This is a genomic window from Sulfurovum sp. XGS-02 (assembly GCF_023213175.1).
GTDB lineage: Bacteria > Campylobacterota > Campylobacteria > Campylobacterales > Sulfurovaceae > Sulfurovum.
Genome location: NZ_CP093312.1, coordinates 467021 through 478981 on the forward strand (window position 1 = coordinate 467021; position 11961 = coordinate 478981).

General features: G+C 40.3%; 11 protein-coding genes. 8 read left to right on the plus strand and 3 right to left on the minus strand.

What is annotated here, in order from left to right; translation table 11 throughout:
- Positions 1–4 precede the first annotated feature (4 nt).
- Genes thiB through MN086_RS02405 form a run of 4 tightly spaced genes read left to right on the plus strand, consistent with a single transcriptional unit; the run spans position 5 to position 3999 of the window.
- Complete coding sequence (gene thiB, locus MN086_RS02390) at positions 5–997, plus strand: thiamine ABC transporter substrate binding subunit (protein ID WP_248576465.1); 993 nt, start codon at positions 5–7, stop codon at positions 995–997.
- The gene (locus MN086_RS02395) at positions 973–2631 is read left to right on the plus strand and encodes an ABC transporter permease subunit (protein ID WP_248576466.1); all 1659 of its coding nucleotides are present in this window, start codon (positions 973–975) and stop codon (positions 2629–2631) included. The genes thiB and MN086_RS02395 overlap by 25 nt, the downstream gene beginning before the upstream one ends.
- A complete protein-coding gene (locus tag MN086_RS02400; protein ID WP_248576467.1) occupies positions 2615–3256 on the plus strand; it encodes an ATP-binding cassette domain-containing protein in 642 nt (213 codons plus the stop codon). The genes MN086_RS02395 and MN086_RS02400 overlap by 17 nt, the downstream gene beginning before the upstream one ends.
- Positions 3253–3999 carry a choline/ethanolamine kinase family protein gene (locus tag MN086_RS02405; RefSeq protein ID WP_248576468.1) on the plus strand — a complete coding sequence of 249 codons (747 nt, stop codon included), beginning with the start codon at positions 3253–3255 and terminating at the stop codon, positions 3997–3999. The genes MN086_RS02400 and MN086_RS02405 overlap by 4 nt, the downstream gene beginning before the upstream one ends.
- On the opposite strand, the gene MN086_RS02410 is transcribed toward MN086_RS02405, so the two are convergent.
- Genes MN086_RS02410 through MN086_RS02420 form a run of 3 tightly spaced genes read right to left on the minus strand, consistent with a single transcriptional unit; the run spans position 3969 to position 8701 of the window.
- Positions 3969–4409 carry a bacteriohemerythrin gene (locus MN086_RS02410; RefSeq protein WP_248576469.1) on the minus strand — a complete coding sequence of 147 codons (441 nt, stop codon included), beginning with the start codon at positions 4407–4409 and terminating at the stop codon, positions 3969–3971. The two genes, MN086_RS02405 and MN086_RS02410, sit on opposite strands and share 31 nt — an antisense overlap.
- 10 nt (positions 4410–4419) lie before the next feature.
- Complete coding sequence (gene glmS / locus MN086_RS02415) at positions 4420–6228, minus strand: glutamine--fructose-6-phosphate transaminase (isomerizing) (RefSeq protein ID WP_248576470.1); 1809 nt, start codon at positions 6226–6228, stop codon at positions 4420–4422.
- Position 6229: 1 nt separating this feature from the next.
- Entirely contained in the window at positions 6230–8701 is a 2472-nt protein-coding gene (locus tag MN086_RS02420) for a nucleotidyltransferase (RefSeq protein WP_248576471.1), read from the minus strand.
- Positions 8702–8762: 61 nt separating this feature from the next.
- Here MN086_RS02420 and mqnE point away from each other — a divergent pair, with 61 nt between their 5' ends.
- The 4 genes from mqnE to MN086_RS02440 are packed head-to-tail and all read left to right on the plus strand — an operon-like array spanning position 8763 to position 11955.
- Entirely contained in the window at positions 8763–9824 is a 1062-nt protein-coding gene (gene mqnE, locus MN086_RS02425; RefSeq protein ID WP_248576472.1) for an aminofutalosine synthase MqnE, read from the plus strand.
- Positions 9805–10278, plus strand: a complete 474-nt coding sequence (locus MN086_RS02430) for a phosphoribosyltransferase (RefSeq protein ID WP_248576473.1) — start codon at positions 9805–9807, stop codon at positions 10276–10278. The genes mqnE and MN086_RS02430 overlap by 20 nt, the downstream gene beginning before the upstream one ends.
- Positions 10279–10848, plus strand: a complete 570-nt coding sequence (locus MN086_RS02435; RefSeq protein ID WP_248576474.1) for an aminodeoxychorismate/anthranilate synthase component II — start codon at positions 10279–10281, stop codon at positions 10846–10848.
- A 9-nt stretch (positions 10849–10857) separates the two neighbouring features.
- Complete coding sequence (locus MN086_RS02440; RefSeq protein ID WP_248576475.1) at positions 10858–11955, plus strand: hypothetical protein; 1098 nt, start codon at positions 10858–10860, stop codon at positions 11953–11955.
- Positions 11956–11961 lie beyond the last annotated feature (6 nt).

Genomic DNA, 11961 nt, shown 5'->3' on the forward strand with positions numbered 1-11961 from the left:
CTTTATGATTAAAATACTATACGCACTCCTGCTCATTACCGTCATTGCACTCAGTAATGAAAAACCCACACTCACTATCTATACCTATGATGCGTTTGCTGTCTCCTGGGGCCCAGGACCTAAGATAAAAGAAGCTTTCGAAAAAGAATATGACTGTAATGTAAAGTTTGTAGGGATGTCCAGCTCCATAGGTGCATTGAGAAAAATTCAACTTGAAGGTAAAAATACCAAGGCAGACATTATACTTGGACTAGATACCAACATTGCACAAGCTGCCAATAAAACGGGACTCTTTGCCAAACATGATATGAATACCTCCAATTTAGATTTGCCTGTCCCCTATACAGATGAGAATTTTGTACCGTTTGACTACAGTTATGTGGCTTTTGTCTATGATTCAGATAAGCTGAAAGATCCTCCAACGTCATTTGAAGCACTCGCTTCTATGCCTGAAGATTTTAAGATCATCATTCAGGACCCCCGTTCATCCACACCTGGGCTCAGTTTACTTTTATGGGTCAAGGAGATTTATAAAGAGAAAGCAGGAGAGTATTGGAAGAAACTTTCTCCTCATATATTGACGATTACTAAAGGTTGGTCAGAGTCTTATGGTCTGTTTTTGAAAGGTGAGGCAGATATGGTTTTATCTTATACGACTTCCCCTGCTTATCACATGATAGAAGAGAACAGAACAAACTTTAAAAGTGCACGTTTCGATGAGGGACATTATGGACAGATAGAAGTGGCGGCTATGCTCAAATCTTCCAAACATAAAGATCTAGCGAAACAGTTTTTACGTTTTATGTATAGTGAAACATTCGCAGAGATCATTCCTACAGCAAACTGGGCCTATCCTGTGGTAAAAACAAAACAAGGGTTGCCTAAAGTATTTGAGACACTGACACAGCCATCCAAAATGATCTTACTGGATGGTAAAACAGTTGAATTACACAGAAAAGCGATCATTAATGAATGGCTTCAATCATTGGAACGATAAAGATGTTGCAAGATGTAAAGCGATTGAAACATTCATTATTGCCTGGAGGGTTCATCTCTCTTTTATTACTGGGGTTTGCTTTCTTACTATTTTTCATATTTTTTCTCTCGCAAGAGGATACTAGTGTAATAGAGCTTGACAGTAGAGTCTTTTCTCTGTTACAGTTCACACTTTACCAGGCTTTTTTATCTACACTTTTATCACTATTGGTAGGGCTCTCTTTAGCCTGGAGTCTGGCTCACCAGTCAAATTTTAAAGGGCGTTCCCTCCTGGTGGCACTCTTCTCCTCTTCCTTGGTCTTGCCGACGCTGATTGTTGTCTTTGGACTGATAGCTGTACTTGGACGTAACGGATGGGTCAATCAACTGAGTCTCTATCTATTTGATCAATCTTTTGGCGCTTATCTGTATGGATTAACGGGTATCCTGGTAGCACATGTTTATTTGAATGCTTCTTTTGCTTCACGATCTTTGCTGCATGTTTTTGAATCGATTCCCAAAGAGAAGTATAAACTTGCAAAAAGTTTGAACTTTACAACATTTCAACGGTTTATCTATGTAGAGTGGCCGGCTATACGAACGACACTCTTAAGCATTGCATCGACCATATTCCTTTTATGCTTTACCTCATTTGCCATTGTACTTGTACTTGGTGGTTCACCTGCCTATAACACTTTGGAAGTGGCGATCTATGAGGCAGTGAAACTTGAATTTGATATTACTATGGCATTAAAACTGGCATTGATACAACTTGCAGTGACTACGTTTCTGGTACTCTTTTCATCGAACTTCAGAACCAATATTGGCAATGTAAGAACAGGTACACTACACATACCATGGTCTGAGTCCAAACATGTCAAACGATTTCAGGTAGCCATTATCACTCTGTTCTCCCTGTTTTTTACCTTACCCCTGTTGGCTATCATCGTTGATGGGTTGGGTGCAGAATTTAAAAGGATTCTCGCAGAACCTCTTTTTATCAAATCATTTTTTACCAGTATGGGGCTCGCAACAGTGTCAAGTATATTGACCGTACTCTTTGCCCTCTTTTTAAGTGATACAAAAAGAAATTTTACCTTGAAACACCGTTTACCTTATAACACTTTCTCAAAAGTCCTGAACACGATCGTTTCCTTCTCTGGAAATCTCTACCTAGCCATTCCGTCATTGATCATGGGGCTGGGATTTTTCCTTTTATCACAAACCTATGAAGCCCCTATAGCTGTCTGGTCAACCCTGGCACTTCTTACTGCAAATGTATTGATGTCATTGCCTTTTGCCTTGGCCGTTTTAGCACCGGTGATGCAAAAGACAGGCCAAAGATATGACAAGCTTGTCTTTTCGTTAAACTTGACTCCATTGCAAAGGTGGGTCTATTGTGAATATCCCTATTTGAAGTCATCTATCGGCTATGTTTTTGCCTTGTCTTTTTGTTTTTCATTAGGGGATTTAGGTATCATTGCATTGTTTGGATCCGATGATTTTTTAACCTTACCCTGGTATTTGTATCAGCTTATGGGTTCTTACCGTACCAGTGATGCTGCCGGGGTTGCTTTGATACTCTTGGCTATCACACTGTGTGTATTTGTTTTGTTACCAAGACTATTTAGGAGAAGCGTTGCTAAAGATAACTGATGTAAAATTCCAGTATAAAAATGCTGATGATATTTATACGTATTCCATGTCTGTGAAGCCCAAAGAGATTGTAGCGATACTGGGTCAAAGCGGGAGTGGGAAATCCACATTGCTTGACCTTTTGGCAGGATTCTTGCCTGCAAAAAGCGGTAGCATCATGCTGGATGAAAATGAGTTGATCGATCAGACTGTTGAAGCAAGGCCTATCAGCATCTTATTTCAAAATCATAACCTCTTTGAACACTTAACGGTACAAAAAAATATACTTTTAGGTATCAGCAAAACACTTAAAAGCACGCATGAAGAGTTAGAAAAAGTAAAAACAATACTCAAAGAAGTGGGGCTTGAAAAATATGAGCATACCCTTGTCTCATCACTTTCAGGCGGGCAACAACAGCGTGTTGCGCTTGCACGGGTGCTGTTAAGAGATGCACCTATACTACTTCTGGATGAACCCTTTACCGGCTTGGATGCCCATACAAGAACAGAGATGCTTGATCTGGTCAAAAAGATCACAGATGAAAACCATTTACACACCATCATGATCACACATGAGATAGAAGATTGTGAACGTATTGCCAATAGGGTGTATAAAATAGAGAATCAAAAGCTTGTGGAACAATGATAGATCAACTGAAACAATACACACTTTTTGAAAACAGAACGATAGACTCATTTGAACTGATGGAGATGCAGGGCTACTGTAACGAAAACTATCTGATCCACAGCGAAGAAAAAAAATATATTTTACGCAAGTTCATCCGGACAGATGTAGACAGAAAATTTGAATTTGCAGTACAAACATTGGCATTTGAAAAAGGTGTAGCATCAGAGCCTTTGCTTCTGGATGAAGAGAATGTATTGGCAATATCAGCATATGTAGAGGGTATACATAAAGAGAGTTTAGAGAAAAACGATCTACATCAGTTCGCAGAAGTCTTGAAAAAGGTCCATACGTTAAAAATAGACAGCGACCCTCTGGTGCTAGAACCACTGTTCGAGACAAAATCAAAAGCAGTGCAGGAGGCTTTCGTAACTTTAGGGAATTTCCCATCTGAATATGTATTGTGCCACAATGACCTCAATCCCCGTAATGTACTCTTTTCAGAAACGATCCAGTTGATCGACTGGGAAGATGCAGCGATCAATGATAGGTATTTTGATCTGGCATCGGTATGTGTTGAATTTAACCTGGATCAAGAAAGTGAAGCCTATTTTTTGAGACGTTACTTCACCGAAGAAGATGAAATCAATGATCAAAAGCTGAAAGCGTATAAGATCATTTACAAAGCTTTATGTACACAATGGTTTGAGAATCTAGAGAGTCAAAAATCAATTCAGCAGACGCCTCCTCCGCAGGGTGATTGACCTGTCGCAAAAAATCGGGCAGTCACGGTATCCATCGTTGAGATATGGTTGTGTAGCCATGCAGGTAACGTCTCTATAAAATAGATTTTAAGTGCCTTGATATCTCTATGCTGCTTCCAGTGAGAAAACAGATCACGCATCTCTTGAAGTGCCCTGTCATGTTCCCCTTTATGTGCAAGGTAAGGAGGAAAATGCATCTCCTGCATCTTTATCTCTTCATTTTGAAAATGGTTTACTGTATGATCTATCCATTGAGTATAGAGTTCATCTATAGCGGCAGCACTTTTTTCACTTCCGTCATAGGCAAGTATCTGTTCAAAAATAGAGTTGATGATATCAACATCTTCTTTATGGACCTCATTCATAAAGTCCATTTCTACCTGTGGTATCTCATCATACTCTATAAGCATAGGTTTTTCTTTACTCTACAGTCACAGATTTAGCCAGGTTTCTAGGCATATCTACATCATTGCCAAGCCTTACAGAAATTTCAAGTGCAAGCAGTTGTGTCACCACCATCATCTCAAAAAACTCTAACATCGGATGCGCATCATAGGTCGTTTGTATGAAGTCATCCGCGAGGTCAAAAGGTTCTGGAGAGATAGCACAGATCGTCGCATCTCTGGCACTGAGCTCTTCTACATTGGATTTGATCTTGTCATAGTGCATCGTCTTTGGCATCAGTGCAATGGTGAAAAGTTCACTGTCCGCAAGGGCAATTGGCCCGTGTTTCATCTCGCCGGCAGGATACCCTTCTGCATGCATATAGCTTATCTCTTTAAGTTTTAATGCACCTTCTAGCGCAAGAGGATAGAATATATCCCTGCCTATGAAGAAGAATCCGTGTCCATGCAGATAACGCTTGGAGAGTCGAGTGAGTTTGGCATGCAGGGTATCAGTGACGATCAATGCTTTTGGGGTCTGCAGCATCGCAGTAATCTCACTTGTGAGTATCTCTTTTGAAACCGTACTTTTTTCTTGACCCACATAAAGAGCCAGCATCCAAAGTACCATGGTCTGTGTTGCAAACGCTTTGGTACTTGCAACCCCTTTTTCTATACCGGCTCTTGTGAGGATGGCAGCATCACTTTCACGAACAATAGAAGAGTTGTCCACGTTACAGACACTCAGACTCTTCAGCCCAGCACGCTTTGCCATTTTGAGGGCTTCGAGTGTATCGGCGGTCTCACCACTTTGAGAGATGGTAATGAAGAGTGTATCTTTTGTCAGTAGAGGCTCTTTGTATCTAAACTCAGAGGCGATCTCTACATCACATTTTACTTTGGCGATACGTTCAAAGAGATAGGCTGAAGCCAGAGCAGAGTGGTAACTGGTGCCGCAAGCGCAGATCTTGATCGCTGAGATCCCTTCGAAGAATTTTTCATCGAGTTCATCAAAAGCAATGCTCTCATCAAGCACACGCCCCATCATCGTTTCACTCATCACACGGCTCTGTTCATAGATCTCTTTTTCCATGAAGAACCTGTATCCGTCTTTTTGGGCAAGTATCTTATCCGCGCTCAGTGCCTGTGTAGTGAAACTCGTGCTTCCATCTTTGTTAAAGAGATGCACCGTACCATCCTGGACATAGCCATACTCACCATCTTCAAGATAATAAACCTCTTTTGCCTTACCTATCACAGGGGTGTCAGAAGAAGCAAAATAAACTTCCTCATCATCAAACCCTATCAGCATAGGAGAACCGTTCTTGGCAAAGAAAATAGTATCAGGGGCTGCTTTTGTGATAAGGAGTGTGGCATACGCACCTTCCAGCCTTTTGATCGTTTTTTCAAAGGCACTAAAAGCTTCATTGCTTGCATTATAATATTTTTCAAAGAGATGTACGATCGTTTCTGTATCGGTTTGACTAAGAAATTTTACACCTTCACTCTGCAGCTCATTTTTAAGCTCTTGATAATTTTCGATGATCCCATTATGTACCACATAAGAGTATGCACCTAAGTGTGGATGTGCATTGAGTTCCGTTGGCTTACCATGGGTAGCCCATCGGGTATGACCTATAGAGATACCAAAACCCTCGCTTTCATACTTTTTGGTTTTTTCACGTAAATTGTCCAATTTACCTATGGCTTTATACTCAGAAAGTTTATCCCCTTCAATAACAGCGATACCTGCAGAGTCATATCCTCTGTATTCAAGCTCCTGTAAGCCTTCAAGCAAGATCTCTTTTTTCTCTTTTGGTCCTATATATCCAACAATTCCACACATCTTATCTATTTCCTGTAAGTTTATCTATTATCGTATCGACATTATGACAAAACTTTCCATTCTTTTCGATGAGGAACATGTCTCTTACCCGGCTTTTGAGTGTATGAATTTTGGCAGTAGCTATGTCAATACCCATCTCATCAAAGATGTTGATAATATAGGCAAGCAAACCTTTTTGGTCTTTACAGTTCAGGTACATGACTGCATAGGATTTAGAGTGTTCGCAATCGATCTGAAGTTCACCTTTTTCTATCACAGGTACACTCAGGGTACTCTTTTTTGTCTCATCAAATGAGTCATGAAGGATCTCTTTCACATGCGGCATATCTTCAGCATCCACTTTGGTAGAAAAATCTATTTTAAAATATTTAAGATCATCAAAAAGTTTACATATATCCATATGCACCACACCCAATGTGGAGAGTTTCCCTAAGAGATAAGAGATATTAAATGGTTTTCTGCGAGTCACTTCAATGGTTAGGTAGTTTATATTGCTTATTTTGAAGGTATAATCTTCGGTTTGAAAAGCATTTTGGGTGATAGAAACAATTTTTTGAGGACTGTAACGTAAAAAGAGCAGATCTGAAGGGATCTGTAATACTTTTTTCTGCTGTATTGGGGTAAATGTTTTAAATGCTGCATTCCGTTTGAGTGTCTGTTCTTTTTTAAGTCTTTTGGCTGCTTCGTCCAGCATGCTCTTATTGCCTAAGATCTCAAGTGATTGCTCGTAAAGTATCCTGATCAGTCTTGCATTAAATGAATTATAGATGTCTTTCCCCACACCGTTCATATCTGCATAGGTCAGGATATAGATGAGATCCAAAAGTTTTTTGGTTTGAAAGTGCGAGGCGAAATGTACCACTGTTTTTTCATTGTAAATATCTTCACGCTGGGCTACTTTGCTCATCAAGGTATGATATAAAATGAGTATTTCACCCATGACGATATGTTCAGGGTCTAAGTGCAGCTTCTCTGCAAACACTTTAAAGAGAGATGCACCTACAGCGTGATGGTCACGCTCCCGACCTTTTCCTGCATCATGTAAGAAAGTGACAATTTTAAGCATGACCTTCTCTTCATCACTCAGTGTATCAAAAAGTTTTTTGATAAAAGGATCCTCTATATGTTCTAAGTGGTACATACAACGTATCGAGTGCATATCCACTGCAAATTGGTGGTATCCGTCAAATTGGGGAAGATCGATCGCTTTTTTAATCGGCGGAATGGTATAGCTCAGGAGTCTTGCATAAGAGAGCACCTTGAGAATAGAGTGACTGTATGGCTGATGGAATATACTCTTGATCGTCTGATAGAGTGCTTCATCAGGACGTTCAGGTTTTTCTGAACTGATCAACTTTTGTATAAAAGTAGGGTGGGCATAAAAAGGTTTTTTTGCATGTGCAGAGAGCTGCTGAAGCAGTGCATTGAAGTTCTGTTTTCCTTTTTTTGGATAAAGATAGTTTTTTTCAGGATTGTCAGTCATGTACTCCTGGGTCAGAATATTGATCCAGATCGTACTGTAGAGTCTGATGATCTTTAAACTTTCAGTCACTTTTTTGGCACATTTCATTTGACCTTTTGACCCCTCTTTATAACCGAGTAGCTGGGCTATCTCCGGGATAAGCTCAAGGCGTAACTGATCTTCTTTTTTTTGTGCGATCAAATGTAAAGCAGAACGTACACGGAAAAGAAATTCCAATGCGATCCGGAAGGTACGATACTCTTTTTCATCTACCACATTCTCAGGAAGATTTTTGATATTATCCACATTATAGAGTATCTTCCCTATCCAGAAAACAAGGTTTGCATCACGAAAACCACCTGACCCGTCTTTAAGGTTTGGCTCCATGGTAAGAGGAAATCTACGGTGTTGCAGTTCACGTTCTTCCAGTTTAAGTTGTATGAACTCTTTGATATTATCATGACGAATGTGAGCGATGGCATTTTGTGTCTCTGTCCAGATGAAAATGGAACCTTCGATCATACGTGATTCGATCAGTGCGGTTTTGATCGTAATATCGGTTTTAGATACTTCATAGAGTTCATCGATCGTGTGTACCCTATGTCCCAGTTTTAAGCCTGTATCCCAAAGTATATAGAGTATTTTTTCGATGATCTCTTTTACATTGTACGCAGGAATATCCTTATAGACGAGCATGAGGTCTATATCGGAGTGTACACAGAGCTGTTCTCTCCCGTAACTACCCAGTGCGACAAGCCCCAGAGGAATGGAGTTTTTCATTGGAAGATAATCACCGAACATATCTCTGGTAGCCACCTTGTAGATGATCTTTAAGATACTGTCTATTTTTTTCGTATGCTTGACAAGAAAGTCTTTACCCCCTGAAGTTGCAAAGGTCTCTTCAAGTGTCTCAAAGTAGCTTTTTATATCCTTCTTAAGCACTTTGGCGATCTCGAAATCTGCTGCTTTATTATAAAGTAATTCCTCTATTTGGGTTTCAAGCGTATTCAATTATTCTCTCCATAATGTTATATTGGTATAATACCCAAAAATAACTATGGATGTTCTCAGAATGGATTTGATACAAAAGGTACGCAACAAAGAGAGACTCACTCAAGAAGAGGGTGAAGCACTCTATGACTTAGATCTCTATACGCTCGGTGAACTTGCCGATGAAATTCGTAGAGAGAAATACGGCAACAAAAGCTACTTTAATATAAACCGGCACATAAACCCTACCAATGTCTGTGCAGATATCTGTAAATTCTGTGCCTACTCTGCAAGCAGAAAAAATCCCAACCAATATACCATGACCCATGAAGAGATCCTGGATATTGTAAAAAAATCTGTCCAAAACGGTGCAAAAGAGATGCATATCGTCTCGGCACACAATCCCAATGACGGTGTAGAATGGTATATGGGAGCATTCAGAAAGATCAAAGAAGCATTTCCCGACCTGCATGTGAAGGCGATGACAGCAGCAGAAGTAGATTTTCTGACAAGAGAGTACGGACACAGCTACGATGAAGTGTTGGATATGATGATCGAAAACGGTGTAGATTCTATGCCAGGAGGCGGGGCTGAGATCTTTGATGAAAAGGTACGTGAATACCTATGTAAAGGAAAAGTCACTTCAGATCAGTGGATAGAGATACACCAAAAATGGCATGAGAGAGGAAGAGAGAGCAATGCTACCATGCTTTTTGGACATGTAGAGACACGTGCCCACCGTATAGACCATATGATAAGACTACGTGACCTGCAAGATAAAACAGGCGGATTCAATGCTTTTATCCCCTTAGTCTATCAAAGAGACAACAACTTCCTCAAAGTGACAGATTTTCCTACAGGACAGGAGATACTCAAAACCTATGCCATCAGCCGTATTATGCTGGATAACATTCCTCATATCAAAGCATACTGGGTCACGGCATCGGTCAATCTTGCACTGATCGCTCAGGAGTTCGGCTGTGATGATCTGGATGGTACGATAGAAAAGGAGTCCATTCAATCTGCCGCAGGTGCGAAGAGCAGTCAGGGGATGGACCTGAATGATTTTGTAGCCTTGATCAAAAACTCCGGTTTCCAACCCATAGAGCGTGACAGTCTTTATCATGAGCTCAAAGCCTATTAGTATGGAAAAGCGCTATTATCCCTATGAAGATTTTGTAGCTGATACAAGATCTTTGGCTCAAAAGATCGACTGGAAGTTTGATACGATCATCGCGATCGCCAGAGGAGGGCTCTCCCTAGGCCATCTGCTTGGAGAATCTTACGATATCCGAGAAGTCTTCAGTATCAATACGATCGGGTATGAAGATACCATCAAATTGGACCAAGTGAAAGTCTTTAATATCCCGGAGTTATCAGAGGCTAAAAATGTACTCATTGTGGATGATATCGTAGACAGCGGTGACACATTGATAGAAGTGTTGAATGTGTTGCATAAAGCGTATCCGACTGTGAACTTTAGAACAGCTTCACTTTTTTATAAGAAAACTGCTAAAATAGCCCCAGATTGGTATGTACAAGAAGCAGATAGATGGATCGAGTTCTTTTGGTCTGTCGATTTAAATAGGAAAAAATAAATGGTATTAATGATAGACAACTATGACAGCTTTACCTACAATGTAGTGCAGTACTGTAGAGAGCTTGGAGCAGACCTAAAGGTCATACGTAATGATGAGATGACGATAGATGAGATCAAAGCATTACATCCTGACAAAATCATTCTTTCACCAGGGCCTTCCACCCCTGATGATGCAGGAGTGACTCTGGATGTGATCAGGGAATTTGCAGACACTACGCCTATTTTTGGTATCTGTTTAGGTCATCAGAGCATTGCACAGGCATTTGGCGGAGATGTGATCAGAGCCAAAAATATGATGCATGGAAAAACTTCTCAGATCATCGTGGATGCCGAAACACCTATTTTTAAAGACCTTCCACATGAATTCAGGGCCACACGTTATCACTCTTTAACGGTGAAAAAAGAGACACTGCCAGAGAGTGTCATCGCTACGTCACACAGTCAAGATGATGGTGAGATCATGTCGTTGCAGATCAAAGACAAACCTATTTATGGTGTGCAGTTCCATCCTGAGTCTATTATGAGTGAATATGGGCATGAAATGTTAGATAATTTTTTAAAACTCTAAGATACTAAAATGAAAAAACAGCATTTCTTTTTAGCATTCTTTTTTTATGCTATCGCTGTTTTTTACCTTGCTGCCACTACACCCATCAGTCCGCACGAGGCAAAGATACTCTATACTTCAGATGATATTGTAGGTACTTTGATGAGGTGGGGTGAAAGTCTTAATATAGGATTTTTAGGGCTAAGGGTTTTCTTTCTCTTTTTTGGATTTCTGACTATTGGGCTTTACTATGAACTGAGTCGACGTCATTTTCAAAAAGGTAAAGATGTCTATCTCTCGACACTCATCTTTATGCTGTTACCCGGTATCCTCACCGCAACCACCTTGGTGAATGTCGCTATTATTGTATTGCCGCTTGTGTTACTTTTTGTATTACTTTATGAAAAGGGACATACTCTTTTACTCCCTCCGATCATGCTTGCGCTTTTTTTCATTCATGAAGCTTCCATCATTTTCTTTATTGCCGTTCTATTTTATGCAGTGATGCACAAAGAGAAACCATTGGTTATTTTTTCTCTCAGCTTTCTCTTGGCCTTTCTCTATTTGGCTAAAGGCATTGAGGTAGGAGGAAGACCCTCAGGACACTTTGTGGAGATATTCGGATTGTATGCTACGGTTTTTTCACCTTTGCTGTTTCTCTATTTTTTCTTTGCGATGTATAGAATTTTGCTGAGAGGTGAAAAAACACTTATCTGGTACATCTCATTTGTTGCATTGGCTTTCTCTTTACTCCTGTCCATTAGGCAGCGTGTCTATATCACTGATTTCGCACCCTATGTGATGATCGCTATCGTGCTTATGCTGGATGTATTTAATCACTCTATAGGCGTACGTCTGCCAGAGTTTCAGAAACGGTACAGACAGGGTTTTATCGTGGTGATGTCGTTTCTTGCCCTCAGTGTTCTCTTCATTGTAGGACATAAGGTGCTCTATTTGGTTTTGGAAGATCCCAAACATCATTTTGCAGATCGTATCTACAGACCGTACCTGTTGGCAGAGAAGTTAAAGTCTCAGGGTATCAAGTGTTACGATGGGGCACATGGAAGAGAACGTTATCAGTTAAGATATTATGGCATACGATCCTGTACGCAAACAACTACTCAATAGCCCTAA

Coding starts and splice junctions, on each gene's coding strand:
- thiB (WP_248576465.1), top strand. CDS start 5: ATGATTAAAATACTATACGCACTCCTGCTCATTACCGTCATTGCACTC.
- MN086_RS02395 (WP_248576466.1), top strand. CDS start 973: ATGGCTTCAATCATTGGAACGATAAAGATGTTGCAAGATGTAAAGCGA.
- MN086_RS02405 (WP_248576468.1), top strand. CDS start 3,253: ATGATAGATCAACTGAAACAATACACACTTTTTGAAAACAGAACGATA.
- MN086_RS02410 (WP_248576469.1), bottom strand. CDS start 4,409: ATGCTTATAGAGTATGATGAGATACCACAGGTAGAAATGGACTTTATG.
- glmS (WP_248576470.1), bottom strand. CDS start 6,228: ATGTGTGGAATTGTTGGATATATAGGACCAAAAGAGAAAAAAGAGATC.
- mqnE (WP_248576472.1), top strand. CDS start 8,763: ATGGATTTGATACAAAAGGTACGCAACAAAGAGAGACTCACTCAAGAA.
- MN086_RS02430 (WP_248576473.1), top strand. CDS start 9,805: ATGAGCTCAAAGCCTATTAGTATGGAAAAGCGCTATTATCCCTATGAA.
- MN086_RS02435 (WP_248576474.1), top strand. CDS start 10,279: ATGGTATTAATGATAGACAACTATGACAGCTTTACCTACAATGTAGTG.
- MN086_RS02440 (WP_248576475.1), top strand. CDS start 10,858: ATGAAAAAACAGCATTTCTTTTTAGCATTCTTTTTTTATGCTATCGCT.